The organism is Aeromonas sp. FL131, from assembly GCF_049860615.1.
GTDB lineage: Bacteria > Pseudomonadota > Gammaproteobacteria > Enterobacterales > Aeromonadaceae > Aeromonas > Aeromonas hydrophila.
On record NZ_CP187595.1, the window covers coordinates 3,951,865 to 3,967,745 of the forward strand.

At 61.6% G+C, this 15,881-nt stretch carries 20 protein-coding genes; 10 read left to right on the forward strand and 10 right to left on the reverse strand.

Going from position 1 to position 15,881, the window contains the following annotated elements:
* Positions 1 to 10 precede the first annotated feature (10 nt).
* The 4 genes from ACPW75_RS18295 (at position 11) to ACPW75_RS18310 (ending at position 3,107) form a co-directional block, all read left to right on the forward strand.
* Positions 11 to 631 carry a PepSY-associated TM helix domain-containing protein gene (locus tag ACPW75_RS18295; RefSeq protein WP_190283838.1) on the forward strand — a complete coding sequence of 207 codons (621 nt, stop codon included), beginning with the start codon at positions 11 to 13 and terminating at the stop codon, positions 629 to 631.
* Positions 632 to 807: 176 nt separating this feature from the next.
* On the forward strand, positions 808 to 1,845 hold the full coding sequence (locus tag ACPW75_RS18300) for an acyltransferase (protein WP_077095746.1): 1,038 nt from the start codon (positions 808 to 810) through the stop codon (positions 1,843 to 1,845).
* Positions 1,846 to 1,974: 129 nt separating this feature from the next.
* On the forward strand, positions 1,975 to 2,547 hold the full coding sequence (locus tag ACPW75_RS18305; RefSeq protein WP_043125671.1) for a hypothetical protein: 573 nt from the start codon (positions 1,975 to 1,977) through the stop codon (positions 2,545 to 2,547).
* Positions 2,548 to 2,672: 125 nt separating this feature from the next.
* Positions 2,673 to 3,107: an N-acetyltransferase gene (locus tag ACPW75_RS18310; protein WP_077095748.1), complete on the forward strand. Its 435-nt coding sequence runs from the start codon at positions 2,673 to 2,675 to the stop codon at positions 3,105 to 3,107.
* Here the strand turns inward: ACPW75_RS18310 and ACPW75_RS18315 are convergent.
* Positions 3,104 to 3,469 carry a winged helix-turn-helix transcriptional regulator gene (locus tag ACPW75_RS18315; RefSeq protein WP_077095749.1) on the reverse strand — a complete coding sequence of 122 codons (366 nt, stop codon included), beginning with the start codon at positions 3,467 to 3,469 and terminating at the stop codon, positions 3,104 to 3,106. The two genes, ACPW75_RS18310 and ACPW75_RS18315, sit on opposite strands and share 4 nt — an antisense overlap.
* Before the next feature lie 121 nt (positions 3,470 to 3,590).
* Here ACPW75_RS18315 and ACPW75_RS18320 point away from each other — a divergent pair, with 121 nt between their 5' ends.
* Positions 3,591 to 3,896 carry a monooxygenase gene (locus ACPW75_RS18320; protein ID WP_077095750.1) on the forward strand — a complete coding sequence of 102 codons (306 nt, stop codon included), beginning with the start codon at positions 3,591 to 3,593 and terminating at the stop codon, positions 3,894 to 3,896.
* A gap of 23 nt (positions 3,897 to 3,919) precedes the next feature.
* Here the strand turns inward: ACPW75_RS18320 and ACPW75_RS18325 are convergent, their stop codons facing one another.
* A complete protein-coding gene (locus ACPW75_RS18325; protein ID WP_043160877.1) occupies positions 3,920 to 4,540 on the reverse strand; it encodes an outer membrane beta-barrel protein in 621 nt (206 codons plus the stop codon).
* A 214-nt stretch (positions 4,541 to 4,754) separates the two neighbouring features.
* On the opposite strand from ACPW75_RS18325, the gene ACPW75_RS18330 reads away from it, so the two are divergent.
* Positions 4,755 to 5,393 carry an exopolysaccharide biosynthesis protein gene (locus ACPW75_RS18330; RefSeq protein ID WP_024942173.1) on the forward strand — a complete coding sequence of 213 codons (639 nt, stop codon included), beginning with the start codon at positions 4,755 to 4,757 and terminating at the stop codon, positions 5,391 to 5,393.
* Between the two features lie 63 nt (positions 5,394 to 5,456).
* Here ACPW75_RS18330 and ACPW75_RS18335 read toward each other — a convergent pair whose 3' ends face one another.
* Together ACPW75_RS18335 and ACPW75_RS18340 are read right to left on the reverse strand one after the other, a co-directional pair.
* Positions 5,457 to 6,731 carry an amino acid permease gene (locus ACPW75_RS18335; protein WP_024945675.1) on the reverse strand — a complete coding sequence of 425 codons (1,275 nt, stop codon included), beginning with the start codon at positions 6,729 to 6,731 and terminating at the stop codon, positions 5,457 to 5,459.
* Between the two features lie 458 nt (positions 6,732 to 7,189).
* A complete protein-coding gene (locus tag ACPW75_RS18340) occupies positions 7,190 to 8,095 on the reverse strand; it encodes a GGDEF domain-containing protein (protein ID WP_077095752.1) in 906 nt (301 codons plus the stop codon).
* 357 nt (positions 8,096 to 8,452) lie between these two features.
* Between ACPW75_RS18340 and ACPW75_RS18345 the strand changes: the two genes are divergently transcribed.
* Together ACPW75_RS18345 and ACPW75_RS18350 are read left to right on the forward strand one after the other, a co-directional pair.
* Positions 8,453 to 8,770, forward strand: a complete 318-nt coding sequence (locus tag ACPW75_RS18345; protein WP_077095753.1) for a DUF6968 family protein — start codon at positions 8,453 to 8,455, stop codon at positions 8,768 to 8,770.
* Between the two features lie 112 nt (positions 8,771 to 8,882).
* Positions 8,883 to 9,299, forward strand: a complete 417-nt coding sequence (locus ACPW75_RS18350) for a GNAT family N-acetyltransferase (protein WP_077095754.1) — start codon at positions 8,883 to 8,885, stop codon at positions 9,297 to 9,299.
* A gap of 80 nt (positions 9,300 to 9,379) precedes the next feature.
* Here the strand turns inward: ACPW75_RS18350 and ACPW75_RS18355 are convergent, their stop codons facing one another.
* Positions 9,380 to 9,961 (reverse strand): hypothetical protein, encoded by a 582-nt coding sequence (locus ACPW75_RS18355; RefSeq protein ID WP_010635332.1) that lies wholly within the window; start codon positions 9,959 to 9,961, stop codon positions 9,380 to 9,382.
* Positions 9,962 to 10,298: 337 nt separating this feature from the next.
* On the opposite strand from ACPW75_RS18355, the gene ACPW75_RS18360 reads away from it, so the two are divergent.
* Both ACPW75_RS18360 and ACPW75_RS18365 read left to right on the forward strand, forming a co-directional pair.
* Positions 10,299 to 10,841, forward strand: a complete 543-nt coding sequence (locus ACPW75_RS18360; RefSeq protein WP_179101352.1) for a GNAT family N-acetyltransferase — start codon at positions 10,299 to 10,301, stop codon at positions 10,839 to 10,841.
* A gap of 206 nt (positions 10,842 to 11,047) precedes the next feature.
* Positions 11,048 to 11,737, forward strand: a complete 690-nt coding sequence (locus tag ACPW75_RS18365; RefSeq protein WP_077095756.1) for a hypothetical protein — start codon at positions 11,048 to 11,050, stop codon at positions 11,735 to 11,737.
* Between the two features lie 122 nt (positions 11,738 to 11,859).
* Here the strand turns inward: ACPW75_RS18365 and ACPW75_RS18370 are convergent, their stop codons facing one another.
* The 5 genes from ACPW75_RS18370 to ACPW75_RS18390 form a co-directional block, all read right to left on the reverse strand.
* Positions 11,860 to 12,399, reverse strand: coding sequence for an REP-associated tyrosine transposase (locus ACPW75_RS18370; RefSeq protein ID WP_077095757.1), 540 nt, complete (start codon positions 12,397 to 12,399; stop codon positions 11,860 to 11,862).
* Between the two features lie 386 nt (positions 12,400 to 12,785).
* Entirely contained in the window at positions 12,786 to 14,018 is a 1,233-nt protein-coding gene (gene thiH, locus ACPW75_RS18375) for a 2-iminoacetate synthase ThiH (protein ID WP_077095758.1), read from the reverse strand.
* Complete coding sequence (locus tag ACPW75_RS18380) at positions 14,015 to 14,782, reverse strand: thiazole synthase (protein WP_077095759.1); 768 nt, start codon at positions 14,780 to 14,782, stop codon at positions 14,015 to 14,017. Before ACPW75_RS18380 ends, thiH begins: the two co-directional genes overlap by 4 nt.
* Before the next feature lie 85 nt (positions 14,783 to 14,867).
* The gene (gene thiS, locus ACPW75_RS18385; RefSeq protein ID WP_077095760.1) at positions 14,868 to 15,074 is read right to left on the reverse strand and encodes a sulfur carrier protein ThiS; all 207 of its coding nucleotides are present in this window, start codon (positions 15,072 to 15,074) and stop codon (positions 14,868 to 14,870) included.
* A complete protein-coding gene (locus tag ACPW75_RS18390) occupies positions 15,071 to 15,847 on the reverse strand; it encodes a HesA/MoeB/ThiF family protein (protein WP_077095813.1) in 777 nt (258 codons plus the stop codon). Before ACPW75_RS18390 ends, thiS begins: the two co-directional genes overlap by 4 nt.
* Between the last annotated feature and the right edge of the window lie 34 nt (positions 15,848 to 15,881).

The following is a 15,881-nucleotide window of genomic DNA, read 5'->3' on the forward strand; positions in this document are numbered from 1 at the left end:
GCACCGAGCGATGAAACGCAGAAAACTCCCCCTGCACAACAACAAGTGGGTGCGCCGCATCCACGCCTGGGCCGGCTTTGCCACCCTCACCCTGATGCTGCTCTACGGCCTCACCGGCCTCTGGCTGCAACACAGGGCCGTGCTGCCGCTGCCCGGCCCCCACACCGAAAAATCCAGCGAAGAGATAGTGCTGAGCGCACCGCTGAGCAGCCCGGATGAGCTGAAAAGCCTGCTGCAACAACGCTATGCAGCAGGGTTCGAGGAGGGGCGCGTCCAGCTCACCCCGCCCCAGACCCTGCCCACCCCCGACGGCCCGCTCACCCTGCCGGCCCGCTGGGAGATGCGCGGCGTCACCCTCAGCCAGAGCGTGGCTGCCAGCTATGTGGCGGGCACATTGCTGGTGCGCACCGAACTGCAACAGGCCAACTTCGCCGCCAGCCTCAACCGGCTGCACCGTGGCATGGGCACCGGCCTGCCGTGGCAGCTGGTGGGGGATCTGGCGGCGCTGGCCATGCTGCTGCTGGCCCTCACCAGCCTGCTGATGTGGAACAAGCTGCACGGCCCGGCCGCGCGCGGCATCGCCCTGCTGCTGCTGGGCGCCCTGGTCACCGTGCTGGTGGCCCTGCTCTAGGGCGTTTACCGACGGCAAAACGGGATCTGTCTCTCGGTGGCGGTAACCTTGCCCGCACCTCGGGTAACAAAGGGTAACCGGCCGCCGATGGGGGTCACAGTTGCCGGCCAGGCGGCTGGATGAGGATCGCCTGCGGCTGCTAGGGTGCGCCCTCAACCCAAGCGGCAAGAGGCAGCATGCGCATCTCCAGCATCGAATGCGGACGGGTGGTGGCCATCATGGCGGTGATGGCCATTCACCTCTCCCCCTTCAGCAACCCCTTCGACCCCACCCTGTGGGACGGCACCCTCTACTTCTGGCTCGGGGGCGTCATCAACCAGCTCTGCCGCTTCGCGGTGCCGCTGTTCTTTCTCTGCGCCGGCTACTTTCTGCAACCCGCCCTCGCCGCAGGTCACCCCCTGACGGTGGCGCTGCGCTACTGCCGCCCGCTGCTGGGGCTCTGGCTGGCGTGGAGCCTGCTCTACGTGCTGATACCCTTCAATCCGCTCGCGGCGGTGAACGAGGGCTACCTGCCAGCCATGGCGAGCCAGTGGCAGATGCAGCTGGGGGATCCGCTCAACGCCTGGTGGGTGGGTGGCATGATCCACCTCTGGTTCCTGCCCGCCCTGATGCTGGCGGTGCTGATCCTGGCGCTCTGCCAGCAGGCCCGCCTGCCCCGGCTGGCCCTGCTGCTGGGCGTCCTGCTCTACGGGCTGGCCCTGCTCGGCGGCTCCTATGGCCCGCCGCTGCTGGGGGGTGAGTGGGCCCTGCTGACTCGCAACGGCCCCTTCTTCTCGCTGCTGTTCGTAGCCCTTGGCGCCGAACTGCGCCTGCGCGTCTGGCAGCCGGATGCCAGGCGCTGCGCCCTGCTGATGATGGCGGGGATGGGGCTCTACGCCCTGGAGGCCACAGGGCTGCTGCACTTTGCCGCCGTGCCCCTCAACCGCCACGACTTCCTGCTCGGCTCCCTGCCCTGGGCGCTGGGACTGTTCGGCCTGCTGCTGGCCAACCCGGGCTGGGGCCGGGGCAGCTGGCTCGAGCGCCAGGCCCCCAAGGTGCTGGGCCTCTACTGCCTGCACATGATGCTGGTGGTGTGGCTGATGATCTTCGGCCCGCAAGGCAAGCAGGTGTGGTGGGAGCTGCTGAAGGTGCCGGCGCTGCTGGCGCTCTCCCTGCTCGGCTACCGGCTGCTGGCACAGGGGGCGGCCAGTCGCTGGCTGCTGCGGGCCCGCTGAGGGGAACAGGGGATGGGAGGGAGGCCGATCCCTCCCCACTCAAGGCTGAATGGTGGGTTCAATTTTTATTCATCGCAGATAGATAAACTCCGGGACTCCTTAAACGCGACACCCAGGAGTCACGACCGTATGAAGTTGCTCACCAAGACGCTGTTCACCAAGCAATCCGGCCTTGTCCTCGTTCTGCTCGCCGCCAGCGGCTCCCTCAGCGCCGCCCAGATCGCCAACAACAACATCACCGAAGCCGAGATCAAGGCCGCGCAGGATGCCTGGGGCAAGGCCCTGATCCAGATCAGCGACGACTACCGCAGCGGCGGCATCGACAAGGCCAGAGCCACCGCCACCGCCGTGCTCGACGGTGCCTACGGCTACCACCATGGCCCCGTGCTGTTCAAGCCGACCCTGGCCGGCGGCGAACAGACCTTCCGCATCAATCAGGAAGGGGCGCTGGCCTACTTCGTCGGCAACAATCAGGCCTATCCCGCCGACACCGGCTTCGCCCTCAAGAACTGGCAGAGCTACAACTACGACAACGCCGCCGTCTACATCAACGGCGACATGGCCCTCACCATGGGCAAGGTGCACCTGACCGACCGAGACAACAAGCAGACCACGGTCGACAAGACCTGGGGCTTCAAGAAGGGGGACGACGGCAAGGTACGCATCGTGCTGCACCACTCCTCCCTCCCCTACGCCGGCTAACGGCAACAGGCGACCTGCGGGTCGCCTGTTTTGTTATGGGGGTAACAGTTTGGCAACCCGTCGGGTGACGACCGGGCCTGTGCTGTTACCATGCCTCCCTTGTGATGATTCCAGACGAGACACCCATGCAGATCCGCCCCTTCACCCCGGCCGACACCGAGGCCGTCCTCGCCATCTGGCTGGAGGCTTCTCTGCAGGCCCACCACTTCATCGAGCCCGCCTACTGGCACGCCAACCTGGCGCCGATGCGGGAGATCTATCTGCCCGCCGCCGACAGCCAGCTGCTCTGCCTGGGTGAGCAGGTGCTGGGCTTCTACTCCCTGCATGAGGGCTCCCTGGCCGCCCTCTTCGTGGCCCCCGCGCGGCAGGGGCAAGGGTTGGGCAAGGCCCTGCTCGAGCACGCCAAGCAGCAGTTGCCGACCCTGCGACTGCAGGTCTATCAGCAGAACTGGGCCGCGTGCGACTTCTATCGCACACAAGGATTTCAGGTGGCGGCAGAGGGCGTGGATCCCCACACCGGCTGCGCCGAGTGGCTGATGGTCTGGCCGGCGCGGGATTAACCGGGCTCGCCGAGATGGGGCTCCTCGCGGGCCGCCCCCGCTTCGCTCTGCGCCAGCAGAGAGCCGTGGCTCAGCGCAAAGTCGTGCATCTGCTGGAGCAGGGGGAGCAGGGCGATGCCGAGCGGGCTCAGGCTGTACTCCACCCGGGGTGGCACGTCCGGGTAGAGGGTGCGGATGATGACGCCGTCGCTCTCCAGCTCCTTGAGCTGGGCGGTGAGCACCTTCTGGCTCACCTCGGGCAGGCTGCGGCGCAGGTCGCCAAAGCGCAGGGTCTGCACGCGCAGATGAAACAGGATGGCCGGTTTCCATTTGCCGGCCAGCAGGCGCAGCACCCGGTAGGCGGGACAGGGCAGTGAAGACAAGGGATGGCTCGCGAGTGGTTACTTTGCGGTAACTATGCCACGAAAATGTGCCTTCTTGCAGCCAAGATGCCGGCTTCCTATGATGCGGGCTTAGTCATTCAACGCCCACGAGAGGTTCACCATGCCCAGCCTGCTGCAGATCCATTTCAACTTCCCCGCCGAGCTGATGGGGCCGGCCCTCACCGCCGCGGCCATGCCGCTGGCCGAGTCCATCACCAAGGAGCCGGGCTTCATCTCCAAGATCTGGACCGAAAACCCGCGCACCGGCGAGGCGGGCGGCATCTATCTGTTCGAGGATGAGGCCAGCGCCCTCGCCTACGCCACCATGCACGAGCAGCGGGTGCTCGCCATGGGCGCCAGCGCGGTGCAGTTCAAGCTGTTCGACGTCAACGAGCCGCTCAGCCGCCTCACCCGTGGCATTGCCTGACATGATCCGTCACCGGGCTGGCATCAAAACCGCAGGGTCAGGCCGATATTGGCCTGCCACTGGGTCACCAGCTCGCCGCGCACCTTGAACACGCACTGGTCCGGGTTGCAGAGAAACTGGCTGTTGTCGTTGACCAGCGAGCCATAACCGCGCACCTCGGCCCGCAGTGCCAGATGCTCGGTCAGGCGCGGCTGCACCCCGAGCGCCAGCGACATGGAGGGGGCCACCTCGCTGTCGTAGGCGGCAAAGCGGGTCGCGCCGATCCCGGCGCCGATATAGGGAGCCATCAGGTTGTCCGACAGGGTGAGCGCCCCGGCGAAGTGGAGGGTGTCCACCGTCAAGCGATCCGGCTGATCGGGGGAGAGGTGGGTGGACTGGTGGCTGTAGAGCAGCTCTATCATGCCGGGGTCATCCACCTCCTTGCTGATGAACAGCCCCCAGCTGCCAGAGCGCTCCCCCTGCAAGGACTCCAGCCGGGTGGAAACAGGCGTCGGTTTGGGCTCGTCATTGGCCTCGAAGTCGATGGCCGAGCTGTAGCCGAAGAACGGCGTCACCTGCCAGCCGAGGGCGGCCTGCTCCTCGGCGCTCCAGGCCTGCCCCAGTGGCAACAACAGCCCCATCATCATGATCCCTGCTCGTTTCATCACGGCTCCTCCGTGCTCTGCATCAGTGCCCGTCAAGCATATCAGAGCCCACTGGCCCCCATCCTAAACCCGGCCTGTATCAAGCGGTTTTCATCGGGGCGATCACACTTCGCCGTCCCTGCCGTTATTCATCCCCGATTAACCTCTGCCACGTATGCTGGCGCGCAATCGGCTCATGGTGAGCCGGTTCAACTCACCAGAAGGACATCAGGGAATGGTTGCCGCGCAACTCAACGACCCCCAGAACAAGCTCTCCGATACCCTGCGGGCCACCGCCCACGCCATCGAGGACAGCCATATCAGCCTGCGCCAGATGCTGGCCCTGGTCGGCGAACAGGGCATGCTGCTGTTTTGCGTACTGCTCACCGTGCCCTTCCTGCTGCCGGTCTCCATCCCCGGCGTCAGCACCCCGTTTGGCCTGCTGATCCTCTTTATCGGCATCGGCATCACCCTCAACCGGGTACCCTGGCTGCCCGCCATCCTGATGGAGCGCCGCTTTGCCGCCGAGCAGCTCAAGCCGACCCTGCACAAGGGGGCGGATCTGCTGGCCCGCATCGATCGCTTCATCCGCCCGCGCCTGCTGCTGTTGACCGGCAGCAGTACCATCAACCGCTGCAACGGCCTGCTGATCATGCTGGCGGCCCTGCTGCTGATGCTGCCGCTCGGGGCCATCCCCTTCACCAACGCCATGCCGGCCTGGGCCATCCTGCTGCTGGCCATCGGCATGCTGCAGCGCGACGGCCTGTTCGTCGCCAGCGGCTACCTGCTGGTGAGCGCCACCCTAGTCTGGTTCAGCGCCCTGGCCATCGGCCTGCTGATGGCCGGCCAGAGCGTCTCCACCCTGTTCGGCTAACGGCAACACCAAGAAAAAGGGCGCCCCATGGGTCGCCCTTTTTGACTTGTGCGGGATCCGCCGTCACAGCAGATCGTAGATAAGGGCCGAGATGGCCAGCAGCCCGATCACCAGCACGAAGAGGGTACTCGCCCCGCGATAACGCTTGAGGGCGGGCAGACGATAGATGGAGCAGGCCGGCAGCAGGAACAGGATCACCGCGATGAGCGGCCCGCTCACCTTCTCGATGATCTCCAGCACGTTCGGGTTGAGGTAGGTAATCACCCCGGTCACCACGAACAGGATGACCGACGAGACCCGCGCTATGGTCGCTTCACGCAGCGACAGCCCCAGCCCCTGGCAGGCACCGTTCACCATGCTCACCGTCCCCTCGCTCACCCCCATGGAGGTACCGAGGAAAGATTTGGACATGGCCAGAATGGCGATGAGCGGCCCCACATAGGCGATCAGCGGATTGGAGAACTTGTTCGCCAGCGCCGACAGCACCGAAATATTGTCGATGCGGGCCTGCGCCATCTCGGCCTGACTCAGGCTCATCACGCAGCTCACCACGAAGAACAGCACGCTGCCGCAAATCAGCAGGCTGCTGCACTTGATGATCCGCTTGGCGCGCTGGTCGGCACTCGCCTGACAGCGCTTCTTCTGCGCCGCGCTGAAGGAGGAGATGATGGGGGCATGGCTGAAGGAGAACACCATCACCGGCACGATCAGCCAGAGGGATTTCCAGAATGCCGGGTCGCGCCAGTCCACTCCCTGACTCTCGCTGAAGTAGGAGAGGCTCCACTGGGGCAGCAGATAGATGGAGAGGCCGATGAGGAAGGCAACCATCGGCAGGGCCAGCACGCTGATGGCCGACACCACGATCTGCTTGCCCGCCAGCAGCACCAGGTGCAGCCCCAGCATCACCCCCAACACCAGCAGGCCGCGCGGGATCTCGGCATTGCCCAGCTGATGCACCACAAAGCTCTGGATCGCGTTGGTGATGGAGATGCTGTAGACCAGAATGATGGGGTAGAAGGCCATCAGATAGACCAGCATCAGCAGCTTGCCTGCCCGCGCACCGAAGTGCTCCTCCACCACGTGGGTAATATCCCCTTCCCGGTGGGAGCTGGATAATACAAAACGACTCAATGCCCGATGGGAATAATAAGAAAGCGGAAATGCCATCAATAATATAAACAGCAAGATAACCGGTGAATTACTGCCAACGGTAATTGGGAGAAACAGTGTACCGGCACCGACCGCAGTGGCATATAAGCCCATGGTCCATACCGAATCACTTTTCTCCCATTTCAACTTTGATGCGGGATTACTCTTTTCAGCAATAGCAACACTCATTGCGATATACACCTTATTAATCTGTCATCTTTTATTTTATTGGCCCGTGTAATTAGGCTGGTGATATGCAGCGGCATATCGACCGGATCGTAGAAAAAACAAGCCCGCCTGCGATCAACATGATCACCAAGAGGAAACGGGGATGCCACGCTACCATCGTTGAAATCGCCATAAAGGTCAAGGTTAATAATTCATGACTGTTTGAATCGGATTGTTTCAAAAGGAAATAAGATGTGTCATTTCGGCCTCAAGATAATCAATTCAGCTCCGTCTGGTAACATAACGACAAAACCTCGATGAGTAGTTCAACAACTTGAATAAGGCCAGAGAGTGGCCCGTTAATATTAACAGCATCAGCCCATAAATATCAGTTAATTATGCAGCGAACGGTGCCCGCTGCACCTGATATATCGGTGCCGGGCTGGTCGCCATATATAAGAGGGTCGCCGGCCCCGGTTTCACCCCTGAGCGCCGGTTGCCACCGGGCAGTGAGCGACCCGGTTGCGCCCCGCCCGCTTGGCCCGATAGAGCCACTCGTCGGCGCGGGCCAGCGCCTGATTGATCTCCTCCCCCGGCCGCACCAGGGTGGTGCCCAGGCTGACGGTAAAGGCCGCCGGATCTGCCGGCAGCGCCGCCACGGCCGCCCGGATCCGCTCCGCCAGCGCCAGCAGATCCGGCTCGCTCATCCCGGGCAGCAGGATCAGGAACTCCTCGCCGCCGCTGCGCACGAACAGATCGTCCGCCCGCAGCTGGGCGGCCACGCAAGCGCAGAAGCGCTGCAGCGCCCGGTCACCCTGCTGATGGCCGAAGCGATCGTTGATCTGCTTGAAGTGGTCGATGTCCAGCATCACCAGGCCGCTGCTCTCGCTGCCGAGCCGTTGTTGCTGGCAATGTTCGAAGAAATAGCGGCGGTTGTAGAGGCCGGTCAGCTGGTCGGTTTCGCTCTGCAGCTTGAGCCGCTGCTGCAGCTCGTACTGGCGGGTGATGTTGCGGGTCACCCAGGCCACCGCCCGCTTGCCATCGTAGCGGGAGGGCAGCGGCGCAATCTTGCCCTCGAAGTGCTGCATCCCCTGCGGCCCGACCGAGGCGTCGATCCCCTCCACCTCCACCGCCGCCAGTTCGTACTCCACCACCTGCACCTGGCCCGAATCCAGCGCCAGGGTCACCTGCTCCATCACCCAGCGGGTCATGGCGGCGGGCAGCACATCGGCCAGCCGCTTGCCCGTCAGCGGGTTGCCATCCTGGTAGGATTGCTGCTCCACTCCGCCGATGTATTCGATGTAGTAGCCATCCTCGCTCAGGATGAAGACGGGGTCGGGCAGCTGGGCCATCACTTCATATAGTTGCTTGACCGAGAGCGCCATGCCGTTTCCTTATTTTGATGTCGAGAAGCGAGCGCCAGAGTTGCCGCCGGATCCCGATTATCGTACTGCGGCTGGTGCCGGGCCAATAACGGATCCTGTTATTAATAGATATTAATCAATAAATTCAAGAAAATAAGATAGTCAGCAACCAGGGCCGGGTGAAAAACAGGCAATAAGCCAGACTCGTCGGCGGCAGCACTCGGATATTCACCCTGCCTCACAGACAGCCGCCGCGCCCGTTGTCTGCGACGCCCGCATCCATTAGGCTGACCTTCCTGAGTCTGCCACTGACGGCCGGCTCACCGACCATCAGCCACCGGCCAGACAGGCGCCGGCCCCCGGAAAAGGATCGTCCAGATGAAGAGAGCCATAGTGAAAGCCCGCTTCGATGCCATCAGCATCGAGGGAGAACAGCTGACCGTGAAGATTGCCATCCGCGCCCCCGAGCCGGACCCCAAATCCGCCGGCGGTGACTGGCGCTGCAAAGTGAGGCTGGACGGCCTTGGCAACAAGACCTTCATCTATGGCGTCGATGCCCTGCAGGCCCTCAGCCTCGCCCTCAAGTTCGTGGAGAGCGAGCTGCGCGCCTTCACCGATGCGGGCTGGCACTTCTACCTGCCCGGCTGTCCCGATCATCCGGTCGACATGGCCGCCTGCTACTTCCCGCAGCTGTGACGCCGGGTTGCCCGCCCAGCAGGCTGATAGCCATTGAGGTCGGGCAATCACTTGACCGCATCGAGTCTGAACGGTTATGGATAGAGGCCCCTTACCCGGCTCTGGAGAGATCATGCACCTGACCCCACCCCAACCCCCTGCCGAGCAGGATGTCGACGCGCTGCGCATCGGCCTGTCGGGCTACAACATCGGCCAGGCCGGCCCCCATCTGCGTGAGCACATCGCCAGTTTTATCAAGGATGAAGCGGGCAAGGTGCATGGCGGCATCACCGCCGACCTCAAATGGGGTTGGCTGCACGTGGACTGGCTCTGGATTGACGAGCGCATCCGCCAGGATGGCTGGGGCGGCCGATTGCTCGCCACCATGGAGCAGTACGCCCGAAGCAAGGGCATCAGCAACTTTCATCTGGAAACCACCAGCTTCCAGGCGCTGCCCTTCTACCAGAAACAGGGTTACCAGGTCTTTGGCGAGCTGCCGGACATGCCGCCCGGGCATACCACCTATTTTCTGAGGAAGATGGAGTCCTGATCCCTGCCAGCGGGGCTGGAATAAGAAGAGGGTTGAGTGCACAGGCACTCAACCCTCTTTATTGATGGATCGCTGGCTACTCAGTGGCTGGCGGAGCGACTGCCGCTCCAGAGCAGCTCGCCGCTGCGCAGCTCCATCAGGGTCATCGACAGCCGATAGCGGCTGCCCTCGGCCACCAGATCCCCGTACAGCATGTAGCCGGCGCCGGTCTGACGACCGAGCCGCACCAGAGAGGCCGGGTTCATCCTGCCCTGCTGATATTCCAGCTGGCCGGTGATGGCCGCCACCTGACCCGGGTCGACAAAGCGAAAACCGCTCTTGCTCTGGATGCGCTTGCTCATGGCCGCTGCCATGGCGCGGGTATCCACCGGCTCGCCGGTGCCGTTCTGGGGCGGAGTGAGCAGCAGTACCGGCTGGCCAGTTTGCGCCAGCTCGCGCACCTCGGGGGCCTGCACAAAGGCATCGGCCATGGCCAGCGCCAGCCCGGTCGGCGCCACCGGTTTGGGCAGCGGCGCCCCGGCATCCGGCTTGGTCACCGGCTTGTCCGGCTGGCTCACTGGCTGGTCCGGTTCACTGACAGGAGCCTGAGTGCCACCATAGGGATTGACCGCACAACCGCCCAGCAACAGGGCCCCCACCATCAACAAGGAACGCAGCTTCATCTTGTCTCTCCGCCAGAAGTCCGTAAACGGGCATCAACCACCGCCCACATGGCGGAGCCCCTGCCCCGCATCTTCCTTATGCTAGAGACAAACCCCGGCGGGGTCGATGCGCCCACCACCACCGGGCGACAGAGACTGGCGAAGCGGAGGGAACAAAAGGGTGGCAAGGCTCCACCCGATTCCGTTAGGGTAGGTTTGCTCAAGGTTCAACTGGATAGTGTTGCCCCCCAGCTCCCAAGGTGGCCGGCTGCTTTTCTCAGGACGACACCAGGTTTGGCCAGCCACCGAGCCGCCCCTCGGGAGAGCGCCGTTACTCTCTGACAACGCAGGACAGCCAATGACATTCCAGCCCCTTGCCAACGCCAGTCTCATCATCCGCCCCTTCGAACCGGGCGACGCCGACGAGTTTGTCCGCGCGGCCCACGAATCCATCGAAACGGTCGGCAAATGGATGAGCTGGTGCACTCCCTCGTTCAACCGGGAGCAGGCGCTGGAGTGGTTTGCCAGCTGCGATCAGGATCGTGCGGCGGGACGCGCCTTTGACATGGGCATTTTCTGCGCCGCCACCGGCCAGCTCTTGGGTGGCGCCGGTATCAACCAGCTATCGCCCCATCATCGCTACGGCAATATCGGTTACTGGGTGCGCCAATCCCGCCAAGGCTACGGTATCGCCCGACAAGCGGTCGCTCTGCTGCGTGACTTTGGCTTTCAGCAGTTGGGTCTATTTCGGCTTGAGATCGTGATGGGGATCGGCAACATAGCCAGCGAAGCGGTTGCCATCGCAGCCGGGGCTACTTTTGAATGCCGGGCAAGGAATCGTATCTTCCTTCACGGCCAGCCCCTCAATGCGAATGTCTATTCGCTTATTCCCTCAGACTGATTTCTGTAGCAGAGCGAATCCTATCGATTTCTATTACGTGAAGAGACGCTGATTATGGCGATCTCTACCACACGACTCCTGAAGCCTGATAATCCGTTACGCTCCGATTAACACGATGGAAGAACCAATGTTTGATAGTGGCACCAAGGCAACGATACACTAGCTAGCAAATAATACTGACACCTTGATTTCTACAAAGAGATATTATGACCGATAAAGAAATGACTATACTTGCTTGTTATGGTAACAACGGCATTAATAGCAGAGATATCTTCCAACGCTTTTATGAACATCCTGATTTAAGTCGCGATTTCATGTTAACCAGACTAGACACCACTCACCTTCAAGAGCGTTTACGTGATGAGTTCATAAAATATGGGATGTCATCTTTATTTCGATACCATATCACCTGTGATTCTATCTTACACCCAGGTATAAATGTAGATGAAGTTGAGACTGTAATCCTTGGGTTTATACGCACATTAAAAGGTGTGAAAAACCTAATGATTATCGATGCATTCTTCTACTCAAACGAAGAAAACGTTCTGAATCTTTTTAAAAAAATGATAACTGAGTTATCTGAGTCACTGCAATGCATAACATTTTTCACTCAAGAGTCCAAACCTAAAGACGCTAAAAAGCGCAGCCCAGATGCTATGCACAATATATTAAAATCCATTAATTCAGACATAAAGATAAAAGACATCATAACAGATGAAGTTCATGATAGGTTTTGGCTTGATACGGACAACAAGAAAGGAATCGTTATGGGGACTTCATTAAATGGGGTCACTAAGAAGTTAACACTAATTGATTACTTACAACCCTCCGATGCAAGAGCAGTCATTGATATAGCCAATGAAATATCAAAAACACAACAAACTGAAAAAGGGTAACATGAGTAATATTACCGTAGGGTGCAATGAACGAAGTGAATTGCACCTATATATTCGAGATGACAATAAGCGGTGCAATACGCTACGCTTATTGCACCCTACATTAACCACGTTAATGCCGATTATCTATTGTCGTGTGGAATTTCATATTCTGGAGTGGAGGTATCGCCCCATGATAATGAATACCGCCCCTGTTGAACCCAACGATGGAAGGTGGAATATGGCCAATCTTTCGTGGCTGTTACCAATCCATGTTTGACGGGGTTGATATGGATGTAATCGAGATGATTATTGAAATCCTCCTGATCGCGGATCAGATGCTCCCAATAACGTCGCTGCCAAATGCCTCGTTCACCGCGACGCCAGCGAGATTCTGACCGAGCCTCTGAATTGGGGAGCCCTCGTGAGAACCTGCTTTTTATTTGGCGCCAGCGCAACGGAAAATTGGTATCCCCTTCCGGCAACTCCAACAGTGCATGTAGATGCTCGGGCAAGACAACCCATCCGTGGATCCGGAATGGGTGGCGCTCTTGCACCTCCCTGACAACTGACCTCAGCAGATCAATCTGCTCGACCAGTAGATGGTTGTTCTGACGCTCAGCCAGCACGACCGTAAAAAACCAGGTTCCCCCTGGTTGCCATACCCGTTTGTAATTCGACATGTATTGCCCAACCCACAATCAACCATGTTGTTAAATGTGGTTCAAACGAAGCAAAACGTAGGGTGCAATGAACGAAGTGAATTGCACCTCTCATCACAATAGCAGTGCAATGCGCTCCGCTTATTGCACCCTACGACAACTCCCTGAGGTTATGGCGGGCACGGTTTTGGCTCCCCCTCCAATCCGCCGAGGGGGTGGCCTTTCTTTTGGTGACTTTTCTTTGGCCACGCAAAGAAAAGTTACTCGCCCCGGCCCGAAGGGCGGGCGAAACCCTTTCGAGGCCAGCGGCCTCGCGTCCTGCACGGCAAAGCCGTGCCTGCTTGCCACAGGCACGGAGTCTCGCTGAACGCCCGGATGCCACCGGCAAAGGGGGGGCATGGCCGCCCCTATCGGCCCAGGAAAGGTTCCCAGTCCTTGAACACCGGTTGCAACCCCGCCTGCCGTACGGCGGCGGCCACTTCCCCCACCGGACGGTCGTCGTGGATGGCAAACTGTTCCAGCTCCTCTGCATCCCCTTCGGCATAGCCCCCCGGCTGGGTGCGCGACTCGGCCGACATCTGGGTGATGCCAAGGCGCACCGCGCCGTTGCGAAAGGTGGCCGACTCGCGGGTCGAGAGGGACAGGTCCAGGGTGGGCGAGAAGAGGCGCCAGGCGCAGATCAGCTGGGCCAGCTGCCGATCCGACATGACCACGGCAGGCTCCAGCCCACCGGTGCAGGGGCGCAGGCGCGGGAAGGAGAGCGAATAGCGGCTCTGCCAGTGGTGGCGCTCAAGCCAGCTCAGGTGCTCGGCGACAAAGTAGCTGTCAGCGCGCCAGTCCGAGGAGAGACCGATGAGCGCCCCCAAGCCGATTTTGTCGATACCGGCGCGGCCGAGCCGATCCGGCGTGGCGAGGCGCCACCCTATGTCCTGCTTGTTGCCGCGCAGGTGGTGGCGGGCGTAGGTGGGGGCGTGGTAGGTCTCCTGGTAGACCATGACGGCATCGAGGCCGAGGCTTTTCAGCTCGGCATATTCGGCCTGCGAGAGGGGCTGTACCTCCATCCCCACCGTGCTGAAGTGGCGGCGGATGATGGGCATCACCTCGCGAAAATAGGCGAGCCCCACCTTGTGCTCGTGCTCGCCGGTCACCAGCAGCACGCTGTCAAAACCGCGCGCCTTGATGGCCAGACATTCGCGCTCAATCTCCTCTGTATTCAAGGTCTTGCGCTTGAGGCGGTTGCTCATGGAGAAGCCGCAGTAGGTGCAGTCGTTGGCGCAGAGGTTCGACAGATAGAGCGGCACATAGAAGCCGATGGTGTTGCCAAAACGCTGGCGGGTCAGCCGCTCAGCTTCGGCAGCCATCTGCGGTAAAAACGCCTCGGCGGCCGGGGAGATCAGCGCCATAAAATCGCTCAGGGTGCGGCGGGGTGAACCCAGCGCCCGCTCTACATCGGCGGCGGTCTTGGCGCGGATCTGCATGCCGATATCGTCCCACTCCAGCTCCTGCCAACGGTCGAGAAAGGAGGGAGCGGCATCCTGTGATTCCAGATCCCTCACCCCCGGAGCCCTCACCCCCAGCCCCTCTCCCAGAGGGAGAGGGGAGGAAGAATCTCCCCCAGTGATAGCAAATCCCTGACTCATAACGCCCCCAGAAAATCGGTGAGCGGGCTGGAGGCTTGCGCCTGCAGGGCGCGGGCGCCAAGGCCTGCCTCATAGGCGCTGCGACCGGCGCTGCAGGCCAGTGCAAAGGCGCGGCCCATGGCGACCGGGTCGCCGCTCACCGCGATGGCGGTGTTGACCAGCACGGCATCGGCGCCCAGCTCAAAGGCGGCCGCCGCGTGACTCGGCGCACCGATGCCTGCATCCACCACCACGGGCACATTGGCCTGCTCGACGATGATGGCGAGAAACTCCCGGGTCACCAGCCCCTGATTGGAACCGATGGGGGCGCCGAGCGGCATCACGGCGGCGCAGCCCACCTCTTCCAGCCGCTTGCACAGCACGGGGTCGGCGCCGCAGTAGGGCAGCACCACAAAGCCCTCTTTCACCAGCTGCTCGGCGGCTTTCAGCGTCTCAATGGGATCGGGCAGCAGATAGCGCGGATCGGGGTGGATCTCCAGTTTGAGCCAGTTCGTTCCCAGCGCCTCACGGGCGAGGTGGGCGGCAAACACCGCCTCGGCGGCGGTCTTGGCGCCGGAGGTGTTGGGCAGCAGCTTGACCCCGAGTTGCAGCAAGGGGCTCAGGATATCGTCATGGGCCTTGCCCGGTTCAAGCCGCTTGATGGCCATGGTGACCAGCTGGGAGCCGCTCGCCTCGATGGCGGCAGCCATCAGATCCGGGCGGGCAAACTTGCCGGTGCCGGTAAAGAGGCGCGAAGAAAAGGTGTGATCGACAATCTTGAGCATGTCAGCCTCCGGCCACTGCGATAAGAAGGAATGAGGCCCCGCCGCAAGGCAGAGCACTCAAAGATGGGACTGCGAGCATCATGGGTCAGCCTCCCGCAATGGCGGTGAAGAGGTGAAGTTCGTCCCCATCATTGAGACGGGTCTCGGCCCAGCGGCCACGGGGCAGCACGGCACCGTTAAGGGCCACCGCTACCCCTTGGGGATTAACCTCTTGCGCCGCCAGCAGGTCGGCCACGCTCTGCCCTGTCGCCAGCGGCTGGGCTTTATCATTGAGTCGAATGGTGAGGGTCATGGGGTGATCTCCTTATCGTGTGTCGGGCATCGGCACTGCCCGCAAACCGGGCAATCGGGGTCGGGAGCCAGAGTGAGGGTCTGCCACTGATGGGTCAGAGCATCGAAACGGCGCAATGTGCCTGCGACCGGGCTTGGCATCCCGAGCAGCAGTTTCAGCGCCTCCAGCGCCTGCAAAGAGCCCATCACCCCCACCAGCGGGCCGGTGACGCCGCTGGTCTGGCAGCTCTCCTTGATCTTGGTATCGAGCGGATAGAGGCAGGCGTAGCAGGCATGATCGCTGCTGGTACGCGCCATCAGCTGCCCCTGCCAACCCACCGCCGCGGCAGAGATCCAGGGCTTGCCCTGAGCCACGCAGGCGGCGTTGATGGCCTGCCGGGTGGCGAGGTTGTCGCAGCAGTCGATCACCAGATCCACCTCGGCTACAAACTCCGGCAGGCTGGCGGCATCGAGCCGCTGGTTGATGGCGATCAGCTCCACCAGCGGGTTGTGGGCCGCCAAACGCTCGCGGGCCAGCTCCGCCTTGGAGTGGTTGACCGCATCAACATCGAACAGGATCTGGCGCGGCAGATTGCTGGAATCGACCGTATCGCCATCGGCTAGCCACAAGGTGCCCACCCCGGCCCCGGCCAGATAGAGGGCGAGCGGCGAGCCAAGCCCGCCGAGGCCGACGATCAGCACAGACTTATCTTTCAGTCGCGCCTGCCCCGCCTCCCCCACTTCCGTCAGCATCAGCTGGCGGCCGTATCTCAGGTATTCAGCATCAGCCAACATCAGTGCCTCCCCATACAGCCAGCGAGGTAAGCTG

What these genes read in the sequence shown, in the direction of transcription:
- ACPW75_RS18305 (WP_043125671.1), top strand. Translation starts at nt 1,975, where the DNA reads ATGAAGTTGCTCACCAAGACGCTGTTCACCAAGCAATCCGGCCTTGTC.
- ACPW75_RS18340 (WP_077095752.1), bottom strand. Translation starts at nt 8,095, where the DNA reads ATGGCGCTCTCGGTCAAGCAACTATATGAAGTGATGGCCCAGCTGCCC.
- ACPW75_RS18295 (WP_190283838.1), top strand. Translation starts at nt 11, where the DNA reads ATGAAACGCAGAAAACTCCCCCTGCACAACAACAAGTGGGTGCGCCGC.
- ACPW75_RS18360 (WP_179101352.1), top strand. Translation starts at nt 10,299, where the DNA reads ATGACATTCCAGCCCCTTGCCAACGCCAGTCTCATCATCCGCCCCTTC.
- ACPW75_RS18310 (WP_077095748.1), top strand. Translation starts at nt 2,673, where the DNA reads ATGCAGATCCGCCCCTTCACCCCGGCCGACACCGAGGCCGTCCTCGCC.
- ACPW75_RS18325 (WP_043160877.1), bottom strand. Translation starts at nt 4,540, where the DNA reads ATGAAACGAGCAGGGATCATGATGATGGGGCTGTTGTTGCCACTGGGG.
- ACPW75_RS18350 (WP_077095754.1), top strand. Translation starts at nt 8,883, where the DNA reads ATGCACCTGACCCCACCCCAACCCCCTGCCGAGCAGGATGTCGACGCG.
- ACPW75_RS18365 (WP_077095756.1), top strand. Translation starts at nt 11,048, where the DNA reads ATGACCGATAAAGAAATGACTATACTTGCTTGTTATGGTAACAACGGC.
- ACPW75_RS18370 (WP_077095757.1), bottom strand. Translation starts at nt 12,399, where the DNA reads ATGTCGAATTACAAACGGGTATGGCAACCAGGGGGAACCTGGTTTTTT.
- ACPW75_RS18380 (WP_077095759.1), bottom strand. Translation starts at nt 14,782, where the DNA reads ATGCTCAAGATTGTCGATCACACCTTTTCTTCGCGCCTCTTTACCGGC.
- ACPW75_RS18355 (WP_010635332.1), bottom strand. Translation starts at nt 9,961, where the DNA reads ATGAAGCTGCGTTCCTTGTTGATGGTGGGGGCCCTGTTGCTGGGCGGT.
- ACPW75_RS18320 (WP_077095750.1), top strand. Translation starts at nt 3,591, where the DNA reads ATGCCCAGCCTGCTGCAGATCCATTTCAACTTCCCCGCCGAGCTGATG.
- thiH (WP_077095758.1), bottom strand. Translation starts at nt 14,018, where the DNA reads ATGAGTCAGGGATTTGCTATCACTGGGGGAGATTCTTCCTCCCCTCTC.
- ACPW75_RS18345 (WP_077095753.1), top strand. Translation starts at nt 8,453, where the DNA reads ATGAAGAGAGCCATAGTGAAAGCCCGCTTCGATGCCATCAGCATCGAG.
- ACPW75_RS18390 (WP_077095813.1), bottom strand. Translation starts at nt 15,847, where the DNA reads ATGTTGGCTGATGCTGAATACCTGAGATACGGCCGCCAGCTGATGCTG.
- ACPW75_RS18300 (WP_077095746.1), top strand. Translation starts at nt 808, where the DNA reads ATGCGCATCTCCAGCATCGAATGCGGACGGGTGGTGGCCATCATGGCG.
- thiS (WP_077095760.1), bottom strand. Translation starts at nt 15,074, where the DNA reads ATGACCCTCACCATTCGACTCAATGATAAAGCCCAGCCGCTGGCGACA.
- ACPW75_RS18335 (WP_024945675.1), bottom strand. Translation starts at nt 6,731, where the DNA reads ATGAGTGTTGCTATTGCTGAAAAGAGTAATCCCGCATCAAAGTTGAAA.
- ACPW75_RS18330 (WP_024942173.1), top strand. Translation starts at nt 4,755, where the DNA reads ATGGTTGCCGCGCAACTCAACGACCCCCAGAACAAGCTCTCCGATACC.